Below are 22,613 nucleotides of genomic sequence, written 5' to 3'. Positions count from 1 at the left end.
TCCGACCCTATAGGGTAGTGGCGGGCTCAATCCGCGCCAGCTCAGGCAAATCTCCCGACAACCCCAACGCTTCGCGCACGAACAGTGCCTTGGCTTCGGGCATCCGGTTGACCATTTTCAAACCGGTATTACGCAACCAGCGCAGTGGCAATTGGTTGGCCTGAAACAGCCGCTCGAAGCCTTCCATTGCGGCCATCAATGCCAGGTTGTGCGGCATGCGACGACGCTCGTAGCGGCCCAGCACCCGCAGGTCAGACCAGCGTTCGCCACGCCCGGCAGCGTGGGTCAGGACTTGCGCCAGCACGGCTGCGTCGAGAAAACCCAGGTTCACGCCCTGCCCGGCCAGCGGGTGAATGGTATGTGCCGCATCGCCAATCAGCGCCAACCCCCTGGCAACGTAACGCTTGGCATGACGCTGACGCAGTGGCACACAAACGCGCTCATCGGCAGACACTACCTGGCCCAGACTCCCCTCGAATGCCTGCTCCAGTTCACGACAGAACAGGTCATCTTCCAGTACCATCAGGCGCTCGGCTTCAGCCGGTGTGACTGACCAGACAATAGAGCACCAGTGCTCGCCCTCACGCTCCAGTGGCAGAAAAGCCAAGGGGCCGTCGTCGGTAAAACGCTGCCAGGCAGTTTTCCTGTGGGAATCAGCGGTACGCACACTGGTGACGATGGCGTGATGCAGGTAATCCCATTCACGGGTCGGCGTTTCGGTCAGGCGGCGCACCGCCGAATTGGCACCATCGGCCGCCACCACCAGCGGTGCGCGCAACTGGCGACCGTCGGCCAGGGTCAGCAGCCAGTCATCTCCGGAGTGGCGCATCTGCTCAAGCCGCGCATTGGCCAGCAGGCCGATGTCGCTGTCATGCAGGCGGTCGAGCAACGCATCCTGCACCACACGGTTCTCGACGATATGGCCCAGCACATCAGCGTGCACGCTGGAGGCAGAGAAGTGAATATGCCCGGTGCCGCTGCCATCCCAGACCTGCATGTGCGCGTACGGGCTGATGCGACGGGCCGCGATGCCTTCCCATACGCCCAGCCGCTGAAGAATTCGCTGACTGGCTGTCGACAAGGCACTGACTCGTGGCTCGAAAGCTGAGTGTTGGTCAAAGGGTTTGACGCTCAGCGGCCCACCGTCGACCACCAGCACATCAAGACCGCTGCCCTCCAATGCAAGAGCAAGGGCGCTGCCGACCATTCCGGCTCCGACAATCAGCACATCTGCGCGCGTTTCCATGGTCAAACCGTTCTCGCTTGCGGCCGAAGCCGTGTGTTTAAAGTGTGTGATTCACACATCGGATCGAGTCCCCAGGCCCATCGCCTGACGGGCAAACCAGCGCTTGGCGGCTGGCAACAGGTCCAGGCCCAGCAACCCGACGTTACGCCCGGCGGCAACCGCCGACCGGGAGCTGCCGAACAGGCGTGTCACCTTGTCGGAGAAGCCCACGGTCAATTGCTGATCCTGACGCTGACGCTCACGGTAGAGCTGCAGAGTAGACAACTCACCGGGCGGCGCGGCGCTGTCCAGCAGCGTCTCGGCCAGTGCATCGGCGTCACGCAAGGACAGATTGAACCCCTGCCCGGCAACCGGATGCAGGCTGTGCGCCGCATTACCCAGAATCACCAGATGCGAACGCACCTGCTCTTCGGCCTCAATCAGCGCCAGGGGGTAGACATGCCGTGCACCGACCTGACGCAGCGTGCCCAGGCGATAGCCAAACACGCCCTGCAGCTCTTCCAGAAAACTGCGGTCGTCCAGCTCGGCCAGGCGCTGGGTATCGTTGCCCGGACGCGTCCAGACCAGCGCACAGCGATTTTCCGGCAATGGCAGCAGCGCCATCGGCCCGTCCTCGGTAAAACGTTCGAACGCCTGCCCGCAGTGAGCTTCGCTCGGCGTGATATTGGCAATCAGCGCATGCTGGTCGTAGGGCCGTTGCCGCACTCCAATACCCAGCTGCTCGCGCAGGCTGGAGCGACCGCCATCGGCCAGCACGGCCAGATCACAATCCAGTTCGGTTTCGTCACTGAGGCTCAGGCGATAACCATCGGCCAGCGGCTGCATGTGCCTGACCTCGGCCGGCACACGCCAACTGACGACATCACGATCCAGCGCCGCCCACAGTGCCTGACCGAGCCAGGCGTTCTCGACTACGTAGCCGAGCGCCGGAACACCCTCTTCGATCGCAGACAAACGGGTAGCTCCGAAGCGGCCACGGTCCGAGACCTGAATTTGCAGAATCGGCTCGGCGCGGCGGGATATCTGCTGCCAGAGGCCAAGCCGCTCATAGATGCGTCGCGAGCCGAACGACAGTGCCGAAGAACGCGCATCGTAGCTGGGCTGCCAGGCCTCACCCGGCGCGAAGGGTTCGATGAGCACGATTTTCCAGCCGCGCGCCTTGGCACCGGCCTGCAGTGAAAGCGCGAGACTTGCACCCACCAATCCGCCGCCGACGATGGCGATATTAAAGCGGCTCATGCGACCTGTGCCTTTGCAGCCGCCATCAGCGCCTCGATCTCGGCGACGGTCTTGGGCACGCCACCGGACAGAATTTCACAGCCCTGCCTGGTTACAACCACGTCGTCTTCGATTCGCACACCAATACCTCGCCATTTCTTCGCGACGTCCAGATTGTCGGGGGATATGTAGATCCCGGGTTCAACAGTCAGCGTCATGCCGACCTCCAGTACACGCCACTCGCCGCCGACCTTGTATTCACCGACGTCGTGTACATCCATGCCCAGCCAGTGACCGGCACGGTGCATGTAAAACATCTTGTAGGCCTCGCTCTCGATCAACTGATCGACGTCGCCTCGCAGCAAACCCAGCTCGACCAGCCCTGCGGTAATCACCTTGACCGTCGCTTCGTGCGCCTGGTTCCAGTGCTTGTCGGGGCCGATGGCCTCGAAAGCCGCATACTGAGACTTGAGCACCAGCTCGTAGATGGCTTTTTGTTCGGGAGAAAACTTGCCGCTCACCGGAAACGTCCGGGTGATGTCACTGGCATAGCAGTCGATTTCGCAGCCCGCATCGATCAGCACCAGATCGCCATCCTTGAGAACGGCATCGTTCTGCTGGTAATGCAGGATGCAACCGTTGCGCCCCGAGGCCACGATCGAGCCGTAGGCAGGCATCTTCGAACCGCCCTTGCGAAATTCGTAATCCAGCTCGGCTTCCAGGCTGAACTCGTGCAGGCCTGCGCGACAGGCCTGCATTGCTCGCACATGGGCACGCGCAGAGATGTCCGCCGCGCTGCGCATGACTTTGATTTCCGCCGCCGATTTGTACAGGCGCATGTCGTGCAACAGATGATCCAGCGCGACAAATTCCTTGGGCGGCTGAGCACCGAGGTGCGCCTTGGAGCGGATCACGTTGATCCAGTCCATCAGGTGCCGGTCGAATTCAGGGTTGCTGCCCATCGCCGAATACACCCGGTCACGGCCCTCGATGAGGCCCGGCAGAATTTCGTCGATGTCGTTGATCGGGAATGCATCGTCTGCACCGAAATCGCGGATCGCGCCTTCCTGTCCGGCGCGCAGACCTTCCCACAATTCGCGCTCGGGGTTGCGTTCACGGCAGAACAAAACGTACTCGCCATATTCGCGTCCGGGAATCAGCACCACCACCGCTTCCGGCTCGGGAAAGCCGCTGAGGTACTGAAAGTCACTGTCCTGCCGGTAGATATGCTCGACATCACGATTGCGAATGGCAACCGCAGCAGCGGGCAGGATGGCAATGCTGTCCGGCTCCATCTGAGCCATCAGAGCCTTGCGGCGGCGGGCGTATTCGGACTTCGGGATCTGAATCATGGGCAGCAGGAGTCCTGATGGAGTCTACCGGGCCGCACTGTCGTCAGCGCGGCGCGGTGTCGCAGTGATGGGCAATCAGTGCAGAGAAGGCTTGGGTTGCGGCGCAGCAGGCTCATTGAATTCGGTGAACAGCAACAATGGCGCTACGCGCATGTATTCCATGACCTCCATATAGTCGGTCTCGCCGTCTTCGGACTCGTCCAGTGCGTCCTGAACCTGGGCAATGGCCGCCAGATCCTCAAGAACATCCTTGGCTTCGGTGCCGAGGGTCTTGTCGCCAATGGCCAGACCGAAGCCTGCCAGAAACCCCTGACACCATTGGCCTAGCGCGGCAGCACGCTCGGTCAGCGGCTCTTCGTCGCCCGGCAGCAACAGCACGACGGTCATGTCGTCACCGGTGAGTTCGCCCTTGACCATCTCTTGCAAGCCGATGAGCGCCTGGCGGATATTGTCTTGCGGCTCGGTTTCCAGCAGCACCGAAGCATCGGCAAACCAGCCTTCGTTGTCGAAACCGGCACCTGCGCAACTACGCCCCAGCAGCAGGCCATGCAGCTCGGCAGGGGATACCTGGTGACCGCCACTGTTAAGCAGAGTGGCGAACGCTTTGTACGGAGAATTCTGAATGGGCATGGGTAGCTAGTCGCCAAACGGCGCAATGTCTAGAATGAAGGCCTTGTATCCTAGACTATCCGCGCGACAAGATCACCCGGACGGCGGTTCGAGCTTGAGCACAAGCATCGCCTCCCCTGCCATTCATCAGAAAGTATTCAGTGGAAAACAATGGAAGACACCGACCTGCAAGCGCTGATGAAACGTGTGGAGCTGCTCCTGAAGTATGCCGAGCAACTTAAAGGCCAAAATGCACTCCTATTAGCTCAGGAAAAGACCTGGCGCGAGGAACGCGCCCAACTCATTGAAAAAAACGAAATCGCCCGGCAGAAGGTCGAGTCAATGATTTCGCGCCTCAAAGCCCTGGAGCAAGACTCATGAGCAATGGCAACAGCGTTACCGTTCAGATCCTCGACAAGGAATACTCGATCATCTGCCCTCAGGAAGAGCGCACCAACCTGGTAAGCGCCGCCCGTTATCTGGACGGCAAGATGCGTGAAATCCGCAGCAGCGGCAAAGTCATCGGTGCCGATCGCATCGCTGTGATGGCCGCGCTCAACATCACTCACGACCTGCTGCATAAAGAACATTTGCCTGACGTACAGACCAGCGGTTCGACTCGCGAACAGGTCCGCGATCTGCTCGACAAGGTCGATCTGGTGCTGGCCACAGACACGCCCGGCACACCGGATTCAACTCGGGGCTGATTATTGCGGGGCATTTCTGTATACTCGCGCTGCTCCCTGGAGTGCTTGCCAGTCGGTCATGTCCCTGAGCCGATACGCACAACCACGGGGGTTGCACGTTGGGGTTGGTGTGCATGTCCGCTCGACGGAAAGCCTTAAAACCTCCTGCAATCTCCACCTTGAACTTTCGGGTTCAAGGGCTAAACCGACAGCGGTTCGTCGGGGAGTCCATATTCAGTTCGTTGCCAGCCCTGCTGTCTGGCAACGACGATCCTGCCCTGGTTTCAACACCCTTCCCGGATCAGCCTGCATGACCTTCTGCTCATGATCAGCGCCCAATCGCTCACCCGTCCACAACTGCGCCGCCAGCTACGCAAGGCACGCAGGGCGCTGACTCGCAGCCAGCAACGCGCAGCAGCCCGCGATGTTTACCGCCAATTGGCGCAGCACCCGCTGTTTCGACGTGCCCGGCATGTTTCGCTGTACCTGCCGATGGATGGCGAGATCGACCCGCGGCTGTTGCTGCGTGAAGCACAACGACGCGGCAAGGCCACTTACCTGCCGGTGCTCAATGCATGGCCGCGCACGCGCATGGTTTTTCAGCGCGTGCGTCCCGGCGAAAAATTCATCCCCAATCGCTTCCGCATTCCCGAGCCTCTCATCAACCGTGCGAAACAACGCCATGTGTGGGCACTCGATCTGGTGCTGATGCCATTGGTAGGGTTCGATAACGAAGGCGGTCGCCTGGGCATGGGCGGTGGGTTTTATGACCGCAGCCTGGCGTATCTGGCACGCAGAAAGGCCTGGCGCAAACCGGTTCTACTCGGGCTGGCTCACGAATGTCAGAAAGTGGATCGACTGGCGCAGGCCAGTTGGGATGTACCGCTGCAAAGCACGGTATCTGATAAAGGCTGGTATCTGACACAGATACTCTGATCGTTCAGCCAACAGGGCAGTCAACGATCAGAGCAGAAGCAGGGCTTAATGCCTGCCGGGGATTTTTTGCTGTTGTTGAGTGATTTCGACTGGAGCGTCATCCTTGCTGGTCCATAAGCTTTGCGCATAACCGGTTGTCACAACACCCAAGCCAAACAGAATAACCAGAATCCAGAGTAAATCAGGCTTGCGTTTCATTGACTGCCCTCCTTAGGCAAATCAATACGATGTCAGCATCGGTTTTTGTATAGGCCGTGCAACAGCGTGGAGCTTTAAAGGGCGGCATTTTGCGGTAACGTGAACCAGTACGCAAATAGTGGCGCAAGCCGACTGTCGGTTTGTCATCAAACTGTCGGTAATACCGTGAACTTTTGTCTCTGGAGAGAGAGCAATGGCCTATTGGCTGATGAAGTCCGAGCCTGACGAATTCTCGATCAGCGACCTGCAAAAACGGGGTAACGCCCGCTGGGACGGGGTGCGCAACTATCAGGCGCGTAATTTTCTAAGGAGCATGGCAGAGGGCGACGAATTCTTTTTCTACCACTCCAGTTGCCCGGAGCCGGGAATCGCCGGCATCGGCAAAATCGCCAAAGCCGCTTATCCGGACCCCACTGCACTGGACCCCGACAGCCACTATCACGACGCCAAGGCCAGCGCGGATAAAAACCCGTGGAGCGCCATAGACGTCGAGTTTGTGGATATCTTCAAGAACGTCCTGGGGCTCGGTTATCTGAAGCAACAAAGCCAGCTGGAGCAACTGCCTCTGGTGCAAAAAGGCAGTCGGCTTTCAGTGATGCCGGTTACCGCCGAACAATGGACGGCGATCCTGGCACTGCGCTGACACGCGTTATTGAACGATGAAGTTATTGAACAGCAAGTCTTCGACAATCGGCTTGCCTTCTTCATCGTTCATGACGCGCTGCACCTGCTTGAGCGCTTCCTGACGAATGTTTTCCTTCGCCTCGGCACTGCTCATGGAATCAACCGTCTGCTGAGTGAACAACGACACCAGTTGATTACGGATCAAGGCGTCATTGCGTTTCACCGCCGCCTCGGCATCGGCACCCGTTACACGCAACGCGATGTCAGCCTTGTAGACGCGCAGCTTGGGGCCGCCATCCAGCGCGTAGTTGCCCACGAACGGCGGCGTCAGCGAGACATAGGCCGCTTTGGGCGGGCCGCCTTCTTCCTTGGCTTCCTCTTGCGCCATGACAGGCAATGACAAGGCCAGCAATACCAGAATCCACGCTTTCACAGTCCACTCCTTAATACGGTTTGCCACGTAGCTTACAGCTTATGTGTGCTTATCAGGCCGGGCCATGCTTGTTGACCCGAGAACCCACTTAACTCACTTTATCGGCCATTACCGAAAAAGGAATAGCCTAATGAAAGCCCTGTTATGCAAAGCCTTCGGTCCGGCCAGCACGCTGGTGCTTGAAGACGTGCCTGGCCCCGAGATCAAAAAGAACGAAATCCTCCTCGACGTGCACGCCGCCGGGGTCAACTTTCCCGACACGTTGATCATCGAGGGCAAATACCAGTTCAAGCCCCCCTTCCCTTTCTCGCCGGGTGGCGAGGCCGCCGGCGTGATAGCGGCCGTCGGTGAAAAGGTAACCCATCTCAAGCCCGGCGACCGCGTGATGGCGCTCACCGGCTGGGGCAGTTTTGCCGAGCAGGTCGCTGTACCCGGTTACAACGTACTGCCGATACCGACGAGCATGGACTTCACCACCGCTGCGGCGTTCAGCATGACCTACGGCACCTCCATGCATGCGCTCAAACAACGCGCCAACCTGCAAGCCGGCGAAACCCTGCTGGTGCTCGGCGCATCCGGCGGCGTGGGCCTGGCCGCCGTGGAAATTGGTAAAGCCCTCGGCGCACGCGTCATCGCCGCCGCCAGCAGCGCTGAAAAACTTGAAGTCGCCAAAAACGCAGGCGCAGACGAACTGATCAACTACAGCGAAACCAGCCTCAAGGACGAAGTAAAACGCCTCACCAACGGCAACGGCGCCGACGTCATCTACGACCCGGTCGGCGGCGACCTTTTTGACCAGGCCATCCGCGCCATCGCCTGGAACGGCCGCCTGCTGGTCGTCGGCTTCGCCAGCGGCCGCATCCCGGACCTGCCCGTCAACCTGACCCTGCTTAAGGGCGCATCGGTGGTCGGCGTGTTCTGGGGCTCGTTTGCTCAGCGGCAACCGCAGGACAATGCGGCGAACTTCAAGCAGCTGTTTGCGTGGTTTGAAGAAGGGAAATTGAAGCCGCTGGTGTCGACGGTTTATCCGCTGGAAAAGGCTGGGGAGGCGATTGATTTGTTGGGTGAGCGCAGGGCTGTGGGGAAGGTGGTGGTTTTGGTGAATTAACACGCTTAATACAGTATTAGTCAAAAAATATTTATATATCACAATGACGGAGAAAAAGCAGATTAATTAGTCGCCATACAGCTAATAAGGAGAACTGTATGGCAGACGATCAAGAAAAACATATATATGTAAAATACTGGCCCACTCCAGATTTAGGGTCCGCAGACCGGGCAGCCGCTGAGGCATCTGCTAATAAAGCGAGTGGCGGAGGTAACTCAGGCTGGAGCATTGGAATCGGTGGCGATGGCGGCGGACCAAGCAATACCGGCCTAGGCCCTGGGCGCGGCCGCCGAAGAGGTATCACTAATAAACAGCTGAGACGTCTATTAAGACAACAAGAAACAGATGCGCATGCGTTAGCCCAGCGGCAAGCGGCAGAACACGCGGCTCACCTCGCAAGAGTACACGCTGAGGCACATGCCCAGGCAATGGCAGAAGCCGCCGAGCGAGAACGTATTGAAACGCAAGTACGTGCACAGGCCGAAAAGGATCAGGCCCATCGACTGGCTCTTGAAGCGCTGACGAATGCCTACCCGTCGTTACAATCTGGATTTGCACAAAACTATTTACTGGCTTCTGCATCGCTGCCGAATAATCTTCAAAAAGAAGTAGCGCCGGGTCATGACCTGAATGTTGATTACCCAGGCGACAAGCAGGCTCTTGAGCTGATACTTCAGAAAAAAACCAACGTTAACTACTTACTCGCAACCAAACAGCCTTTACTGGAAGAGCGTCGCACTCAGGCTATTAGTCTGGCCGGTCAAGAACTTGACCATGCCACACAAAAGGACCACCTCAACTATTTGGTGTACTTCAGCCAGGGTGATCCTCAACGTGTGCAGCAGGCCCATGAAGCGTGGGTAAACGCGTTATCTCAAACCTACGAAGCAAAGCTTCTTGCCGAGTCGGTCACGCTGCTCAATGAACAATCAGCAGCACTTTCCATGCGCCATGCTGAACTGTCGCTAGCTGATAAAACGGCGAGTCAGGATGCAGATCGGACATCATCCCGACAGGCCGCTGGCATCAACAAGCTGTGGTCAGTTATTGCCCCCGCGTCAACCACCACCGCAGCACCGGGCATCAGGACCGTTGCGACCAACATCGCGAAAGACCAGCTCATCAGGATCGCGACCAGAACACTTGGCAGCAATCTGGTCACCTTGCTGGCGATGTATCCACAACCGTTGGGCGACTCAGAGCTGCCGCCTGCTGTGATCGCCACACCTCTGTCGCAGCTCAACCTGCCACCGCATATCGATCTGCAGTACCTTGCCAGCGTCAAAGGCACGCTGGATGTGCCTCATCGACTGACGTCCGATGGAGCTGGCGCAAGCGGCGCTGCACGCTGGGTAGCTGCGGATGGTGTGAAAGTAGGTACCAAGGTTCGCGTAAGAACTTTCACCTATAACGCACTGAACAATTCCTACGAGTTTATCCGAGACGGGGAATCGACACCGGCCCTTATATGGACGCCAATAGCACAACCGGCGGACAGTTCGACAAGCTCACCCGCAGGGCCACCCGCGTTGCCGACAGATCCAGGCAACGTAGTGACACCTTTTGTACCCGAGCTTGAAGCTTACCCGGCGATTGATCGAGATGATCCTGATGATTACATTCTCATCTCGCCGATTGATTCAGGGCTGCCGAATAGCTACCTGCTGTTCAAGGACCCGAGGTCGATCCCGGGGGTTGCGAGTAGGTATGGTGAAGCGGTGACTGGAGTTTGGCTAGGAGACAGAACGCGTGCAGAAGGCGCATCGATTCCGACGCATATTGCAGATCAACTGCGCGGACGACGATTTGGTGATTTTGCTTCACTGAGGAAAGCAACCTGGATAGCCGTAGCCGATGATCCCGAGCTAGGGAAACAGTTTACTCAGAATAACCTTGAAATAATGCGAGGTGGTGGTGCGCCCCACCCTAGACTCAGCGACCAAGCCGGAGGCCGTACGAGATTTGAAATCCATCATAAAAATTATATTTCAAAAGGCGGCGCGGTTTATGACATTGACAACTTGGTTATTATGACACCAAGGCAACATATTGATCATCACAGGAGCCAAAAAAATGATCTTTAAAGAAAAGCTAGAAGATTACACCGAAGAAGAATTCCTGGAGTTTTTGAGGGGACTCTCTTCTCAACACATTCAACTTCATGGTGATGAGTTTGTTAAGCACATGGATCGTTTAGTTAAGCACTTTGTAAAGGTGACAGAGCATCCAGCGCAAACAGACGTAATCTTTTATCCCGAGGAAGGTCAGGAGGACACCCCGAAGGGTATTTTAAAAACAATCAAAGAATGGCGAGCTAAAAATGGCAAGCCGGGATTTAAAAACTAAACAGCCCTTATACCATCAGCTCAACTACTGTAAAAAAGGAAGACACTCATGGAAGAACTAAATTATCACCTTCGGCAATTACCTGACCATATACAGACCGAGCTTGCAGCTTACGTCGGCGACTGGAGCGGGATGAACTATATAGAAATAGCCGACAAATACATACATGCTGCAAACCATCTGATCAGCAGTAAACGAGCACATCTGCAGCCGGGATATATCGAGCTTGCCAATACGCCCAAGGAAAACATACGAATTGCGCCCGGGAACGGCGGCCTTGCGGATTTGGTAGCCGAAGCGAGATCTTTCTTAGACAGCATTCTTGGCTTGGAGAACTTCAAGCGCAGCATCGAAGACTTATTTGCCAGGCTATCAGAACTTGGTCGCCAACACGCTGAGCGCCTTGCCCAGGAAGCCCAAGCCGAAGGAGCAGCGCGCGCAAGAGCCGAGGCTGAAGCGGCAGCTCGACGACTCGCGGAGGAACAAGCAGCGCAGCAGCGGGCCATAGAGGCCGCGTTACAACTTGCACAGCGTCAGGTCGAAGAAGCCAAGCACGCTTTGGCCTTGCGCAAAGCCGAGGAAGCTCGCGCTAAAGAGGCCGAATCCCGCCATGCGGTCGAGGTGACATTTGGACCTGAAGCGTCGCGAGAAATCGATAATGCAATCAAGGTACTGAGAGGCACTATCGAAATCGCGATCACAGACTTCTCGAACGCGATCAACGCTCACGGCGCGCTCGGACTGAGCCAGCTTGAAACGATTCAACATATGAGCGCCACTCACTAATCTTTCGCGACAAGGCCGGGACCAAGGCGATGACGCTTTGGTCTCGGCACTGTGCATCAAGTGGAACTGACGCAAGGCATCAAAACAGACCTGATCGCTACTCAGATCATGCTCGACCCTGACCTCCGCCTCCTTGAAATAACTGATAGCAACTTCGCCGTTAACACGATTAAAGCTGTGAGAAAATAGCCGCTTTCCCGACTCGGGCCTTGCTTGTTACGGACGACTTGATTTTGTCAGCATTAACGCCGCCGACCGAGCCTGACTTGGCTTACCAGGTAACACAGATTGTTTTGGCCACGGCGGATATGCCGACAGCTTATGACTTTTCCACTCTAGACAAAGATTATTGCATCCCTCACCCGACCTCAGGAGAGTTGAGCTTCGGTTACATTTCTATGTACGAAAGCCGCAATCTGACCTTGCCAGGCGGAGAAATTTATTTGCGTGTAGGTAAGCATTTCGGCTTCAGTAGCGGTTTTGGAGTCAACCACATTTGGCAGGGGCACGGTCATGAACTGGCCAAGTCTGGCTGCAAAACCATTCAGGATGTATCTGCATTTGTTGCCGGAATTTTAAGTGCAGGTGCACAGATTTATTGCGAGGGTTATCAGACGCGTGATGGGCATCGACTTACGGTCATACGAAATGCCAGAGGGTGCGCAATTTTGTCGCCACAAGAAGAAGCTGAACGAGGATTTTTCTACTCGGTGGTCACCGCCTACAAAATACTTAGGAGGCGACCGGCGATCAAAGTAGGGACTCTGAAACCAAAAAAAGCGCCATAGGCGCCTTTTTCAGAGTACGAGAGGGCTGGTAGTCGCAGCGCTTGCTTAGCACGTCCAGACACGAGGCCTGAAAGGGGTCGAAAGCCAACCGTTGTCGCCAGTTGCCGCTACCGCACGAGTGACGCCTCGCACAATCCACACCTGCTCGCCGGTATCGTCATTGAATCGAGCAGGCCCTGCTCTTATTGAGCCCTCGCGAGCATTCTGATGAAACACAGGGTCGTCGTCAACCACAGGGCTGCATTCTGAAACTGCTTTGATACTGGCACTTCGCTGATGCCCCGCCCTTCCTACAACACCTTCCTCACATTCTCCGGCAAATAATCCACATACTTACGCATCGGATTTTTTGACATTGGGCGATAATCCCCGGCGCCGCCTCCAGCAGCTCAACAACCAATGCCTGACGTTCGTCAAGGGTGAGAAATTGCGCTATGACCGGACCGCTCGACAGGTACAGTTCTTTTCGCATCACGCATCCGGCTTGCCCTCCTTATGCCACCTGTCACCCACATAGGTTTTGCTTGCCAAGACTGAGTCTCGCTCAAAAGCAAGGGGATTGCCCCAAATGTGGGAGCGAGCTTGCTCGCGAAGACGTATTCACAGGGCAACACGTTGCCATGCCCGCTCATGCTTTGCTGGAGACTTTACGTCCAATCCTGAATGTGAGTCATGGCGTGAGTTGTGAAGCAGAGCCTTACGAAGGGCGTTCCCGCTGGCGCTTGCGAAACGAGAGATATCCGTCGGCTGTACCGGCCTCTTCGTGAGCAAGCTCACTCCCACAAGTACGCGGCACTCACGAAGACCATGATCAATACCGCCCAGCACACGGCTCATTCGCTGCCCTCCGCTTGCTCGGCCAACCCGACCATCAATACCTTGACCGGCGCAGGCAGGTAATCCCCATACAGATGATCCGGATTGCCTCTGCAGTTGCTCACTACCGCAGGTATCGACGTTCCGAGCAGTTCAAGCAACGCCTTGCGCTGGGGCTCGCTGCGCTGGTGGGCAACATGACTGCCGAACAGCGCCTGCCCGGTGTACCAGAACACGTCGACTTTACTCAGCGGCTCTTTGGGATAGTCCTGGCGGGCGGATTTCACTTCGTGGTTGAGGTAACCGCAACGGATGTTGCCCAGGCCGACGGTGACTTCGGTATTGAAACGCCTATAGCCATGGGAGCCGAAAATCACCGGCACGGTGATCGTGGTCATGGGCGGCGCGCCGACTGTTCCGACCCAGGGTTTGTAACGCCACTGGCGGAGCGCCTGCTCCACCGCTTCGGCGAGTTGCGGGTGGCCGCTCTCTACGGCCCTGACTTCGCGGACCTGACCGTCGGACTTTATCCACAGCTGTGCCCGGACCTTGCCTGCGTAGCGGGTCTTGACCAGTTCAGGAGGAAACACCGGTGCTGGCGTGTACACCGGCACCAGAAATGACTCCGTCGCGCCAACGTGCGGGGCCAGTGCGACGGCAATCATGAAGGCGGAAATTCTCATTGTTGTAAGGGCTCATCGTCGTGGTGCGCCGCTGCGGCGCAATGACGACGATGGTAAAAGTCTGCCGAAAGACCAGTAAGCACGCGGCTTCCGATACGCCTGTAGGACCCATCCCAAACTTTTGAAACACATACAAACACTCGCCAAATGTTCATAAAAGAACAGGAAAACGTCCGTATCTCCTACAAAAAATCAGTCCAAAGGCACTGCTTTTTTCTGTAATGAAAATGTAATATTCGCATTCGCAAAAAAACAATAATCAGGAGCTTCTCCATGTTTGGGTTTTTCCGCCCTGCCAGGCATCAGGCACCCCTTCCCGAAGAAAAGGTCGATAGCACTTATCGGCGTCTGCGCTGGCAGATCTTCGCAGGCATCTTTATCGGCTATGCCGGTTACTACCTGCTGCGCAAGAATTTCTCGCTGGCGATGCCGTATCTGATCGACGAGGGCTATACGCGTGGTCAGTTGGGCGTTGCGATGTCGGCCAGCGCAATTGCCTATGGCTTGTCGAAATTCCTCATGGGGATTGTTTCGGACCGCTCCAACCCGCGCTACTTCCTGCCCTTCGGGCTATTGGTTTCTGCCGGAATCATGTTCATCTTCGGCTTCGCGCCGTGGGCGACGTCCAGTGTCACGATCATGTTCGTGCTGTTGTTCATCAATGGCTGGGCCCAGGGCATGGGCTGGCCGCCGAGCGGGCGGACGATGGTCCACTGGTGGTCGCAGAAAGAGCGCGGCGGCGTGGTGTCTGTGTGGAACGTGGCGCACAACGTTGGCGGCGGCCTGATCGGCCCGCTGTTCCTGCTCGGCATGGGCTGGACCAACGACTGGCATGCGGCGTTCTACGTGCCGGCGGCGGTTGCGTTGCTGGTCGCGGTGTTCGCATTCGCGACCATGCGTGACACCCCGCAATCGGTCGGCCTGCCGCCTATCGAGCACTACAAGAACGATTACCCGGAAGGCTACGATGCCAGCCACGAAGAGGAATTCAGCGCCCGGGAAATCTTCGTCAAGTACGTGCTGCGCAACAAGTTCCTGTGGTACATCGCGATGGCCAACGTGTTCGTTTATCTGCTGCGCTACGGCGTGCTGGACTGGGCCCCGACCTACCTGAAAGAAGCCAAGCACTTCACGGTCGACAAGACCTCATGGGCCTATTTTCTTTACGAGTGGGCAGGTATTCCGGGCACGCTGCTGTGCGGCTGGATGTCGGACAAGATTTTCAAGGGTAATCGCGGCCTGACCGGCATGGTGTTCATGTTCCTGGTGACCATTGCCACGCTGGTGTATTGGCTGAACCCTGAAGGCAACCCGACCGTCGACATGATCGCGCTGGTGTCTATCGGTTTCCTGATCTACGGCCCGGTCATGCTGATCGGCCTGCAGGCGCTGGAACTGGCACCGAAGAAGGCAGCGGGTACGGCAGCCGGCTTTACCGGGCTGTTCGGCTACCTGGGCGGGTCGGTCGCGGCGAGTGCTGCGATGGGCTACACGGTCGACCACTTCGGCTGGGACGGCGGCTTTGTGCTGCTGATCGGCGCGTGCATTCTGGCGATGGCATTCCTTGCGCCGACGCTGCGGCACAAACAGGTCGCCAGCACCTCGCGCGATACCAAGGACTGACCCAAAGGCCGGTCAGGCGGTCTCTGACTTGCAGCGCTTGAGCCGCGCCTCCAGATTCAGGTCTGGCATGGCGTGGCTACGCAGGGCCTTGGCAGTCTGTTCAACGTACTCGCGGGTGGTTCCATAGCGCCCGCTGGCGCTGGCCAGCACCTGACTCAACACACTGTCGGGCAGGTTGCCCGCGTAGCTGGGCAAATGCCGTTCCAGCACGAAGCCCAGCGCCTGTACCTTCCTGCCGTCTTCAAGGCGGCAATTGAGCCAGTGCGGGCGATACGAGGGATATGGCATCTCACGCTCCCACAAGGCCAGCAGCGATTTCTCCAGGCACTCATCCGGCAGGCGATAGGCAAAACCGGTGCATGAACCGCCGCGATCCAGCCCGAATACCAGGCCCGGCACCTCCGGCGTACCGCGGTGCTCGTGCGACCACAGGTAAAGCCCGCGGTGATAACCGTGCACCCGACCGCGCTGGCTCTCTACGGCGGTGCACTCGGGACGCCAGATCAGCGAGCCGTAGGCGAACAGCCAGACCGGGCCGCCTTTATGAAGACGCATGGTGGCGTCCATGGATGCGAGCAGTTGCTCGCGGGTAAGCTGCGGACCCAGATCGATAACGGGCGGATACGTCAGCCCAAGGCCGTCATGCACTGCAGCGGCCAACTCATTGATTGGATTCTCCATTTGCCTCCCTGACAGTCTGACTGTCAGTTTTTACCGAGCCCCGCTGACTCGCTCGTGGGTGAGCGGCATCAGGGTGTCGTGGTTCGGTTGTCGCCACAGGCCAAAGGCCTGTTTCTACAAAAAGTTGTCTGGCGACGAATTGACATCGCCGTAAGCTATAAGCAGCTAAAGCAATTTACACTCCAGTTATGCAGCCGTCAGTCCGGCATCACGGACGCGGTGCGTAGGCGAATACGTCTGCGCGCATCTGGTGGGCGTCCATTCCGGCACTGACAAGAGCGTCCAGCGTTCCGTAAACCATGGCAGGTGAGCCGCTGGCGTAGACGTAAACCGCCGACAGGTCCTTGATGTCTTCGCAAACCGCCTCGTGCAGCAGACCACAACGCCCTTCCCAGCCACACAGGTCACTGACGACCTTGTGCAGGAACAGGTTCGGCAGTTTCGCCCACTCATCCCAGTGGCTGACCTGGTAAAAGTCCTCGGGCCGACGCACGCCCCAGTACAAATGCACCGGGTGACTGAAGCCTGCTGAGCGACAGTACTCAAGCAAACTGTTCATTTGCGCCATACCTGTACCGGCAGCAATCAATACCAAAGGCCCGTCCGGCAGCTCGGCAAGGTGGGTATCGCCAAACGGCAGCTCAACCCGCGCCATTTTGTTGCGTTGCAGTTGCTCGATCAGGCTGCGCGCACTGTCTTCACGAGCCAGTACATGCAGCTCCAGATCACGGCCACTGTGCGGTGCCGATGCGATGGAGAATGCCGACTTCTCGCCATTCTCCCGCTCGATCATCAGGTACTGTCCGGCGTGATAACGCGGTGGTTTGCCTGCCGGGGCGCGCAAGCCTACCCGCCAGACATCGCCACCGATTTCGACACACTCGCTCACCTGACAGGCAAAGCTGCGCACCGGCAGTTCACCCTTGGCCAGCACGCCATCCCAGAGCACAACACAATCTTCAAGCGGCTCTGCTACACACGTATGAATCTCGCCGTGATCAAGCTCCTGACCCGACTGCATCACTCGCCCCTCGACCAGCAAGGCCGAGCAGATATGACAGTTACCGTTACGACAGCTCTGCGGGCATTCATAGCCCAGACGCTGCGCAGCATCGAGAATCCGCTCGCCCGGCAGGGTGTCCAGCACCGCACCTGACGGCTGCAAGGTTACGCGCATCAGTCTATTCCCAACTGAGTCCAGATCTCGTCCACGCGGCGTGTGGTGGCTTCGTCCTTGACGATAGCCCTGCCCCATTCACGCGTGGTTTCGCCTGGCCATTTGTTAGTGGCGTCCAGGCCCATTTTCGATCCCAACCCGGACACCGGAGAGGCAAAATCGAGGTAATCGATAGGCGTGTTGTCGATCATGACCGTGTCGCGCTTGGGGTCCATGCGGGTGGTGATGGCCCAGATCACGTCATTCCAGTCACGAGCATTGATGTCGTCGTCGGTGACGATCACGAACTTGGTGTACATGAACTGGCGCAGGAACGACCAGACCCCAAGCATCACGCGCTTCGCATGACCGGGGTACTGTTTCTTGATGGTCACCACCGCCATGCGATACGAGCAACCTTCGGGCGGCAGGTAAAAATCGACGATCTCCGGAAACTGCTTTTGCAGAATCGGCACGAACACTTCGTTCAGCGCGACGCCCAGAATGGCGGGCTCATCCGGTGGACGGCCGGTGTAGGTGCTGTGGTAGATCGGCTTGATACGGTGCGTGATGCGCTCGACGGTCAACACCGGAAAGCTGTCGACTTCGTTGTAATAGCCGGTGTGGTCGCCATAAGGCCCTTCGTCGGCCATCTCGCCCGGATGAATCACACCCTCCAGCACGATCTCGGCGCTGGCCGGCACTTGCAGATTGCTGCCACGGCACTTGATCAGCTCAGTGCGCGAGCCACGCAACAGCCCGGCGAAGGCATATTCGGACAGGCTGTCCGGTACTGGCGTCACGGCACCGAGAATGGTCGCCGGGTCAGCGCCCAGCGCGACGGCAACCGGATAAGGTTCGCCGGGATGCTTGGCGCACCAGTCGCGAAAATCCAGCGCGCCGCCACGATGGCTGAGCCAACGCATGATGATCTTGTTGCGGCCAATGACCTGCTGACGGTAAATGCCGAGGTTCTGCCGCTCTTTGTTCGGACCCTTGGTGACCGTCAGACCCCAGGTAATCAGCGGTGCGACGTCGCCCGGCCAGCAGGTTTGCACGGGCAGCATGCCGAGATCGACGTCATCACCTTCGATGACGATCTCCTGGCAGGGCGCATCCTTGACCACCTTGGGGGCCATGGCGATGACTTTGCGGAAGATAGGCAGCTTGGACCAGGCATCTTTCAGGCCCTTGGGCGGCTCGGGTTCTTTCAGAAACGCCAGCAGCTTGCCGATTTCACGCAACTCACTGACAGCCTCTGCGCCCATGCCCATGGCCACGCGCTCGGGCGTGCCGAACAGGTTGCCCAGCACCGGAATATCAAAGCCGACCGGTTTTTCGAACAGCAGGGCCGGGCCCTTGGCACGCAGGGTACGGTCGCAGATTTCAGTCATTTCCAGCACAGGCGAGATCGGCATCTGGATGCGTTTCAACTCTCCGCGCTGCTCAAGCTGCTGCACGAAATCCCTTAGATCTTTGAATTTCATTAACCCGGCCATTTATCCAAATAGACGCACATCGTACCTGCTCCAGCCCTTCAAGGCAGCTAATCGGCGGCGCGCAGGCAAAAAAAATGGTGCCCCGAAGGACACCATTTTTTGTTTCAGCCTGCCAGTTACTTGCGTTTCATGGACAGGAAGAACTCGTCGTTGGTCTTGGTCTGCTTGAGCTTGTCGATCAGGAACTCGATAGCCGCGACTTCGTCCATCGGGTGCAGCAGCTTGCGCAGGATCCACATGCGCTGCAACTCGTCATCAGCGGTCAACAGCTCTTCACGGCGTGTGCCGGAGCGGTTGATGTTGATGGCCGGGAACACACGCTTCTCTGCGATCTTGCGATCCAGAGGCAGCTCCATGTTGCCAGTACCCTTGAACTCTTCGTAGATGACTTCATCCATCTTCGAACCGGTTTCAACCAGTGCGGTGGCGATGATGGTCAACGAGCCGCCTTCTTCGATGTTTCGCGCAGCACCGAAGAAGCGCTTTGGCTTCTCGAGTGCATGAGCATCGACACCACCGGTCAGTACCTTGCCGGAGCTCGGGATGACGGTGTTGTAGGCGCGAGCCAGACGAGTGATGGAGTCCAGCAGGATAACGACGTCTTTCTTGTGCTCGACCAGGCGCTTGGCCTTCTCGATCACCATTTCGGCAACCTGTACGTGACGGGTTGGCGGTTCGTCGAATGTCGAGGCAACCACTTCGCCGCGCACGGTGCGCTGCATTTCGGTTACTTCTTCCGGACGCTCATCGATCAGCAGAACGATCAGGTGCACTTCCGGGTTGTTACGCGTGATGTTCGACGCGATGTTCTGCAGCATGATGGTCTTGCCCGCTTTCGGCGGAGCAACGATCAGACCACGCTGACCTTTACCGATCGGTGCGCACAGATCGATCACACGACCGGTCAGGTCTTCGGTGGAACCGTTACCGGCTTCCATCTTCATGCGAATCGTCGGGAACAGCGGCGTCAGGTTTTCGAACAGAATCTTGTTCTTGGCGTTTTCCGGACGGTCGTAGTTGATCGTGTCGACCTTGAGCAGAGCGAAATAACGCTCACCTTCCTTTGGTGGACGGATCTTGCCAACGATGGTGTCGCCGGTACGCAGGTTGAAACGGCGGATCTGGCTAGGGGAGACATAGATGTCATCCGGGCCGGCCAGGTAGGAAGCGTCTGCAGAGCGCAGGAAACCGAAGCCGTCCTGGAGAATCTCCAGCACGCCATCACCGGATATTTCCTCGCCACTTTTGGCGTGCCGTTTGAGCAGGGAAAAAATGACGTCCTGCTTGCGCGAACGGGCCATATTTTCTATGCCAGCCTGTTCGGCCATTTCGAGCAATTCGGTAATCGGCTTTTGCTTGAGTTCAGTCAGGTTCATATGGGGAATGACGTAATCATGTATGGAGGGGGAAATTAAGCTTTTGGCTTAATGAGGCCGCGCCGCAGAGAAGGCGACAGGATCGCGTACTAAATCGAAAGGAGAGCGTCGGCGACGGCTAGCAGGGGGCAACGGAGAAGCCGTTGCGGGGCCGAATGTACCACCGGATTTTCCAGGCGTCTAGTGCAGCGCCCGAAAAAAACCCCGCAACTTGCGGGGCTTTGAAACGTCTCAGATGTTGGCGTCGAGAAACGCGGCCAGCTGCGACTTCGACAGCGCACCGACTTTGGTCGCTTCAACGTTGCCATTCTTGAACAGCATCAACGTCGGAATACCGCGCACGCCATGCTTGGCAGGGGTTTCCTGATTTTCATCGATATTCAGCTTGGCAATTGTCAGCTTGCCTGCATAGGTGTCGGCGATTTCGTCCAGCACCGGGGCAATCATCTTGCACGGACCGCACCACTCAGCCCAGTAGTCTACAAGCACAGCACCCTCAGCCTTGAGTACTTCGGCTTCGAAGTTAGCGTCGGTGACGTGTTTGATCTTTTCGTTGCTCATGGAAGTCTCCGAGGTCATAGGCGAAAAACGACGCTCATCATAGCGGGCTGCAAGTCATTCAGGAAGCGAAGGTTCATTGAGTCTGGCTATGGTGGTGCATGACTGGAGTTATGGCAGGGGCTCAGCTGGAAGGCGAAACGAACACGATGCCGGTGCGAAGTGCTGCGCCGCGGATATGATCCTGCATGGCCTTTTGCGCGGGCCCCGACGCATGCCGAGCCAGCGCGCGAAGGATCTTGCGGTGCTCCTGCCAGGTTTCCATGACCCTTGCCGCACGTATGAACGGCATTTTCTGGCTCTCAAGGAAGATGTCGGCACCTGCGGTCACGATTCCCAGCATGGCCTGATTGCCGCTGGCGACCAGGATGTGCCGGTGAAACTCGAAATCCAGCCGGGCTGCGGCCTCGAAGTCACCGGCACGCAATTCCATACGCATGGCTTCGACATTGTCTTCAAGCACATCCCGTTCATCAGCGGTCAGGGTGACGGCCGCCAGACCCGCAGCGAAGCCTTCCAGCGCGTAGCGCAGTTGAAACGTGTCGGCCGGAGAAACCTGGGCCTCAAAAGGCCAGGAAAAACCACTCGTGCGCTGTTCTGGTTCAGAAATGGACTGCACAAACACGCCTTTACCCGGCTGAACGCTGACCACTCCCAATGCGCTGAGCGATGACAAGGCCTCACGCAATGAAGCACGACTGACCCCCAGCAAAACAGCCAGATCGCGCTGCGATGGCAGGCTTTCGCCGGGCTTGTAGCCTTGCTCGGCAATCAACTTGCGAATGGCCCGGAGGGCTGATTCGGGTACTGCGAGTGAGGTGTGGGGCATCACTGTTCAGGCCAGTCAGTCCAGTAAAAATCCCTTTTATCGCCATCCCGAAGATTCGGCAAGCGACGCCCAGTGCTGGGGCGACAGGGCTTTTCAACGCGCCAAAGCAGGGCGAACCATGCCTTGACTGGTCAGACCAGTAAGACCATAAACACGCTGCAAAGCTTGAGTTATGGCACGTCATCGTCGGATGGCATGCGCTGTGCACTGGAGACAGGCCAACATCCTACGTTTCGCCCGGAGATTTCTATGACCAAGCGTTACAGCGCCCTGCTTGCTGCACTGTTTGCCAGCCTGATGCTGAGCCAGACACCCGCCCACGCCAACGGCCTGGACGACGTTGTAGCGCGTGGCACCCTGAAGGTGGCCGTTCCGCAGGACTTCCCGCCATTCGGTTCGGTCGGCCCGGACATGAAGCCTCGCGGCCTGGACATCGACACCGCGCAACTGCTGGCCGACCAATTGAAGGTCAAGCTGGAACTGACGCCGGTCAACAGCACCAACCGCATTCCGTTCCTGACCACCGGCAAGGTTGATCTGGTGATCTCCAGCCTGGGCAAGAACCCGGATCGCGAGAAAGTCATCGACTTCTCCCGCGCTTACGCGCCGTTCTACCTGGCGGTATTCGGCCCACCTGATTCTCCGGTCAAGGACATCGCTGACCTGAAAGGCAAGACCATCAGTGTCACCCGTGGCGCGATCGAAGACATCGAGCTGTCGAAAGTTGCACCGGAAGGCGCAACCATCAAGCGCTTTGAAGATAACAACTCGACCATCGCCGCCTACCTGGCTGGCCAGACCGACCTGATCGCCAGCGGCAACGTGGTGATGGTCGCTATCAGCGAGCGCAACCCCAAGCGCATTCCAGCGCTGAAAGTGAAACTCAAGGATTCGCCTGTTTATGTCGGCGTAAACAAAGGCCAGCCGGAACTGCTGGGCAAGGTCGACGAGATCCTCAACGCCGCCAAGGCTGACGGCGCGCTGGAAAAAGCGTCGCAGAAATGGCTGAAGCAACCGCTGCCTGCCGATCTCTGATCACTGCTTTCCGGTAACAGGATTCAC

At 57.7% G+C, this 22,613-nt stretch carries 24 protein-coding genes, 1 other RNA gene and 1 pseudogene; 12 read left to right on the top strand and 14 right to left on the bottom strand.

Going from position 1 to position 22,613, the window contains the following annotated elements:
• Positions 1 to 7: 7 nt before the first annotated feature.
• The 4 genes from AO068_RS09725 to AO068_RS09710 form a co-directional block, all read right to left on the bottom strand.
• Positions 8 to 1,246 carry a 2-octaprenyl-3-methyl-6-methoxy-1,4-benzoquinol hydroxylase gene (locus tag AO068_RS09725; protein WP_058408247.1) on the bottom strand — a complete coding sequence of 413 codons (1,239 nt, stop codon included), beginning with the start codon at positions 1,244 to 1,246 and terminating at the stop codon, positions 8 to 10.
• Between the two features lie 51 nt (positions 1,247 to 1,297).
• Complete coding sequence (gene ubiH / locus AO068_RS09720) at positions 1,298 to 2,485, bottom strand: 2-octaprenyl-6-methoxyphenyl hydroxylase (RefSeq protein ID WP_058408246.1); 1,188 nt, start codon at positions 2,483 to 2,485, stop codon at positions 1,298 to 1,300.
• The gene (gene pepP, locus AO068_RS09715) at positions 2,482 to 3,816 is read right to left on the bottom strand and encodes a Xaa-Pro aminopeptidase (RefSeq protein WP_058408245.1); all 1,335 of its coding nucleotides are present in this window, start codon (positions 3,814 to 3,816) and stop codon (positions 2,482 to 2,484) included. The genes ubiH and pepP overlap by 4 nt, the downstream gene beginning before the upstream one ends.
• Before the next feature lie 75 nt (positions 3,817 to 3,891).
• The gene (locus AO068_RS09710) at positions 3,892 to 4,446 is read right to left on the bottom strand and encodes a YecA/YgfB family protein (protein ID WP_005734812.1); all 555 of its coding nucleotides are present in this window, start codon (positions 4,444 to 4,446) and stop codon (positions 3,892 to 3,894) included.
• Between the two features lie 150 nt (positions 4,447 to 4,596).
• Between AO068_RS09710 and AO068_RS09705 the strand changes: the two genes are divergently transcribed.
• The 4 genes from AO068_RS09705 (at position 4,597) to AO068_RS09695 (ending at position 6,047) form a co-directional block, all read left to right on the top strand.
• The gene (locus AO068_RS09705) at positions 4,597 to 4,806 is read left to right on the top strand and encodes a TIGR02449 family protein (RefSeq protein WP_002551573.1); all 210 of its coding nucleotides are present in this window, start codon (positions 4,597 to 4,599) and stop codon (positions 4,804 to 4,806) included.
• Positions 4,803 to 5,132: a cell division protein ZapA gene (locus AO068_RS09700; protein WP_003317331.1), complete on the top strand. Its 330-nt coding sequence runs from the start codon at positions 4,803 to 4,805 to the stop codon at positions 5,130 to 5,132. Before AO068_RS09705 ends, AO068_RS09700 begins: the two co-directional genes overlap by 4 nt.
• A gap of 30 nt (positions 5,133 to 5,162) precedes the next feature.
• Positions 5,163 to 5,341, top strand: a non-coding RNA gene (ssrS, locus tag AO068_RS26160) — 6S RNA.
• A gap of 94 nt (positions 5,342 to 5,435) precedes the next feature.
• Positions 5,436 to 6,047 (top strand): 5-formyltetrahydrofolate cyclo-ligase, encoded by a 612-nt coding sequence (locus AO068_RS09695; protein WP_058408244.1) that lies wholly within the window; start codon positions 5,436 to 5,438, stop codon positions 6,045 to 6,047.
• Between the two features lie 45 nt (positions 6,048 to 6,092).
• On the opposite strand, the gene AO068_RS29005 is transcribed toward AO068_RS09695, so the two are convergent.
• Positions 6,093 to 6,245 carry a hypothetical protein gene (locus AO068_RS29005; RefSeq protein ID WP_058402774.1) on the bottom strand — a complete coding sequence of 51 codons (153 nt, stop codon included), beginning with the start codon at positions 6,243 to 6,245 and terminating at the stop codon, positions 6,093 to 6,095.
• A 193-nt stretch (positions 6,246 to 6,438) separates the two neighbouring features.
• Between AO068_RS29005 and AO068_RS09690 the strand changes: the two genes are divergently transcribed.
• Entirely contained in the window at positions 6,439 to 6,888 is a 450-nt protein-coding gene (locus AO068_RS09690; protein ID WP_058408243.1) for an EVE domain-containing protein, read from the top strand.
• Between the two features lie 6 nt (positions 6,889 to 6,894).
• Here the strand turns inward: AO068_RS09690 and AO068_RS09685 are convergent, their stop codons facing one another.
• Entirely contained in the window at positions 6,895 to 7,302 is a 408-nt protein-coding gene (locus AO068_RS09685; RefSeq protein WP_002551568.1) for a flagellar basal body-associated protein FliL, read from the bottom strand.
• 130 nt (positions 7,303 to 7,432) lie between these two features.
• Between AO068_RS09685 and AO068_RS09680 the strand changes: the two genes are divergently transcribed.
• The 5 genes from AO068_RS09680 (at position 7,433) to AO068_RS26780 (ending at position 12,330) form a co-directional block, all read left to right on the top strand.
• Positions 7,433 to 8,410: an NADPH:quinone oxidoreductase family protein gene (locus AO068_RS09680; protein WP_058408242.1), complete on the top strand. Its 978-nt coding sequence runs from the start codon at positions 7,433 to 7,435 to the stop codon at positions 8,408 to 8,410.
• 428 nt (positions 8,411 to 8,838) lie between these two features.
• On the top strand, positions 8,839 to 10,494 hold the full coding sequence (locus tag AO068_RS09675; protein ID WP_058408256.1) for an S-type pyocin domain-containing protein: 1,656 nt from the start codon (positions 8,839 to 8,841) through the stop codon (positions 10,492 to 10,494).
• Positions 10,484 to 10,756: a bacteriocin immunity protein gene (locus AO068_RS09670; RefSeq protein WP_058408241.1), complete on the top strand. Its 273-nt coding sequence runs from the start codon at positions 10,484 to 10,486 to the stop codon at positions 10,754 to 10,756. Before AO068_RS09675 ends, AO068_RS09670 begins: the two co-directional genes overlap by 11 nt.
• 48 nt (positions 10,757 to 10,804) lie before the next feature.
• On the top strand, positions 10,805 to 11,542 hold the full coding sequence (locus tag AO068_RS09665) for a hypothetical protein (RefSeq protein ID WP_058408240.1): 738 nt from the start codon (positions 10,805 to 10,807) through the stop codon (positions 11,540 to 11,542).
• Between the two features lie 266 nt (positions 11,543 to 11,808).
• Positions 11,809 to 12,330 (top strand): hypothetical protein, encoded by a 522-nt coding sequence (locus tag AO068_RS26780; RefSeq protein WP_235592540.1) that lies wholly within the window; start codon positions 11,809 to 11,811, stop codon positions 12,328 to 12,330.
• A gap of 290 nt (positions 12,331 to 12,620) precedes the next feature.
• On the opposite strand, the pseudogene AO068_RS29220 reads toward AO068_RS26780, so the two are convergent.
• Both AO068_RS29220 and AO068_RS09655 read right to left on the bottom strand, forming a co-directional pair.
• Positions 12,621 to 12,825 (bottom strand): annotated as a pseudogene (locus AO068_RS29220) (energy transducer TonB); the annotation flags it as partial.
• 338 nt (positions 12,826 to 13,163) lie between these two features.
• Positions 13,164 to 13,829: an energy transducer TonB gene (locus AO068_RS09655; RefSeq protein ID WP_122265390.1), complete on the bottom strand. Its 666-nt coding sequence runs from the start codon at positions 13,827 to 13,829 to the stop codon at positions 13,164 to 13,166.
• Positions 13,830 to 14,102: 273 nt separating this feature from the next.
• On the opposite strand from AO068_RS09655, the gene glpT reads away from it, so the two are divergent.
• On the top strand, positions 14,103 to 15,452 hold the full coding sequence (gene glpT / locus AO068_RS09650; protein ID WP_058408238.1) for a glycerol-3-phosphate transporter: 1,350 nt from the start codon (positions 14,103 to 14,105) through the stop codon (positions 15,450 to 15,452).
• 12 nt (positions 15,453 to 15,464) lie between these two features.
• Here glpT and AO068_RS09645 read toward each other — a convergent pair whose 3' ends face one another.
• From AO068_RS09645 to AO068_RS09620, 6 genes are all read right to left on the bottom strand, one after another.
• Positions 15,465 to 16,133 carry a gamma-glutamylcyclotransferase gene (locus AO068_RS09645; protein WP_002551563.1) on the bottom strand — a complete coding sequence of 223 codons (669 nt, stop codon included), beginning with the start codon at positions 16,131 to 16,133 and terminating at the stop codon, positions 15,465 to 15,467.
• A 208-nt stretch (positions 16,134 to 16,341) separates the two neighbouring features.
• Complete coding sequence (locus tag AO068_RS09640) at positions 16,342 to 17,310, bottom strand: CDP-6-deoxy-delta-3,4-glucoseen reductase (RefSeq protein ID WP_058408237.1); 969 nt, start codon at positions 17,308 to 17,310, stop codon at positions 16,342 to 16,344.
• Positions 17,310 to 18,776, bottom strand: a complete 1,467-nt coding sequence (gene ubiD / locus AO068_RS09635; protein WP_002551561.1) for a 4-hydroxy-3-polyprenylbenzoate decarboxylase — start codon at positions 18,774 to 18,776, stop codon at positions 17,310 to 17,312. The genes AO068_RS09640 and ubiD overlap by 1 nt, the downstream gene beginning before the upstream one ends.
• Positions 18,777 to 18,904: 128 nt before the next feature.
• Positions 18,905 to 20,164, bottom strand: coding sequence for a transcription termination factor Rho (gene rho, locus AO068_RS09630; RefSeq protein WP_002551560.1), 1,260 nt, complete (start codon positions 20,162 to 20,164; stop codon positions 18,905 to 18,907).
• Positions 20,165 to 20,395: 231 nt separating this feature from the next.
• On the bottom strand, positions 20,396 to 20,725 hold the full coding sequence (trxA, locus tag AO068_RS09625; protein WP_004655183.1) for a thioredoxin TrxA: 330 nt from the start codon (positions 20,723 to 20,725) through the stop codon (positions 20,396 to 20,398).
• Positions 20,726 to 20,846: 121 nt separating this feature from the next.
• Positions 20,847 to 21,551: a FadR/GntR family transcriptional regulator gene (locus AO068_RS09620; RefSeq protein ID WP_004655184.1), complete on the bottom strand. Its 705-nt coding sequence runs from the start codon at positions 21,549 to 21,551 to the stop codon at positions 20,847 to 20,849.
• Positions 21,552 to 21,800: 249 nt separating this feature from the next.
• Between AO068_RS09620 and AO068_RS09615 the strand changes: the two genes are divergently transcribed.
• A complete protein-coding gene (locus AO068_RS09615; RefSeq protein ID WP_002551557.1) occupies positions 21,801 to 22,586 on the top strand; it encodes a transporter substrate-binding domain-containing protein in 786 nt (261 codons plus the stop codon).
• Positions 22,587 to 22,613: the final 27 nt, after the last annotated feature.

Origin of the sequence: Pseudomonas sp. ICMP 3272, from assembly GCF_001466905.1 — a bacterium.
GTDB lineage: Bacteria > Pseudomonadota > Gammaproteobacteria > Pseudomonadales > Pseudomonadaceae > Aquipseudomonas > Aquipseudomonas amygdali.
Note: the sequence above shows the minus strand (reverse complement) of the source record. Positions and strands in the feature narration are given on the sequence as shown.

What these genes read in the sequence shown, in the direction of transcription:
- AO068_RS09725 (WP_058408247.1), bottom strand. Translation starts at nt 1,246, where the DNA reads ATGGAAACGCGCGCAGATGTGCTGATTGTCGGAGCCGGAATGGTCGGC.
- ubiH (WP_058408246.1), bottom strand. Translation starts at nt 2,485, where the DNA reads ATGAGCCGCTTTAATATCGCCATCGTCGGCGGCGGATTGGTGGGTGCA.
- pepP (WP_058408245.1), bottom strand. Translation starts at nt 3,816, where the DNA reads ATGATTCAGATCCCGAAGTCCGAATACGCCCGCCGCCGCAAGGCTCTG.
- AO068_RS09710 (WP_005734812.1), bottom strand. Translation starts at nt 4,446, where the DNA reads ATGCCCATTCAGAATTCTCCGTACAAAGCGTTCGCCACTCTGCTTAAC.
- AO068_RS09705 (WP_002551573.1), top strand. Translation starts at nt 4,597, where the DNA reads ATGGAAGACACCGACCTGCAAGCGCTGATGAAACGTGTGGAGCTGCTC.
- AO068_RS09700 (WP_003317331.1), top strand. Translation starts at nt 4,803, where the DNA reads ATGAGCAATGGCAACAGCGTTACCGTTCAGATCCTCGACAAGGAATAC.
- AO068_RS09695 (WP_058408244.1), top strand. Translation starts at nt 5,436, where the DNA reads ATGATCAGCGCCCAATCGCTCACCCGTCCACAACTGCGCCGCCAGCTA.
- AO068_RS29005 (WP_058402774.1), bottom strand. Translation starts at nt 6,245, where the DNA reads ATGAAACGCAAGCCTGATTTACTCTGGATTCTGGTTATTCTGTTTGGC.
- AO068_RS09690 (WP_058408243.1), top strand. Translation starts at nt 6,439, where the DNA reads ATGGCCTATTGGCTGATGAAGTCCGAGCCTGACGAATTCTCGATCAGC.
- AO068_RS09680 (WP_058408242.1), top strand. Translation starts at nt 7,433, where the DNA reads ATGAAAGCCCTGTTATGCAAAGCCTTCGGTCCGGCCAGCACGCTGGTG.
- AO068_RS09675 (WP_058408256.1), top strand. Translation starts at nt 8,839, where the DNA reads ATGGCAGAAGCCGCCGAGCGAGAACGTATTGAAACGCAAGTACGTGCA.
- AO068_RS09670 (WP_058408241.1), top strand. Translation starts at nt 10,484, where the DNA reads ATGATCTTTAAAGAAAAGCTAGAAGATTACACCGAAGAAGAATTCCTG.
- AO068_RS09665 (WP_058408240.1), top strand. Translation starts at nt 10,805, where the DNA reads ATGGAAGAACTAAATTATCACCTTCGGCAATTACCTGACCATATACAG.
- AO068_RS09655 (WP_122265390.1), bottom strand. Translation starts at nt 13,829, where the DNA reads ATGAGAATTTCCGCCTTCATGATTGCCGTCGCACTGGCCCCGCACGTT.
- glpT (WP_058408238.1), top strand. Translation starts at nt 14,103, where the DNA reads ATGTTTGGGTTTTTCCGCCCTGCCAGGCATCAGGCACCCCTTCCCGAA.
- AO068_RS09645 (WP_002551563.1), bottom strand. Translation starts at nt 16,133, where the DNA reads ATGGAGAATCCAATCAATGAGTTGGCCGCTGCAGTGCATGACGGCCTT.
- AO068_RS09640 (WP_058408237.1), bottom strand. Translation starts at nt 17,310, where the DNA reads ATGCGCGTAACCTTGCAGCCGTCAGGTGCGGTGCTGGACACCCTGCCG.
- ubiD (WP_002551561.1), bottom strand. Translation starts at nt 18,776, where the DNA reads ATGAAATTCAAAGATCTAAGGGATTTCGTGCAGCAGCTTGAGCAGCGC.
- rho (WP_002551560.1), bottom strand. Translation starts at nt 20,164, where the DNA reads ATGAACCTGACTGAACTCAAGCAAAAGCCGATTACCGAATTGCTCGAA.
- trxA (WP_004655183.1), bottom strand. Translation starts at nt 20,725, where the DNA reads ATGAGCAACGAAAAGATCAAACACGTCACCGACGCTAACTTCGAAGCC.
- AO068_RS09620 (WP_004655184.1), bottom strand. Translation starts at nt 21,551, where the DNA reads ATGCCCCACACCTCACTCGCAGTACCCGAATCAGCCCTCCGGGCCATT.
- AO068_RS09615 (WP_002551557.1), top strand. Translation starts at nt 21,801, where the DNA reads ATGACCAAGCGTTACAGCGCCCTGCTTGCTGCACTGTTTGCCAGCCTG.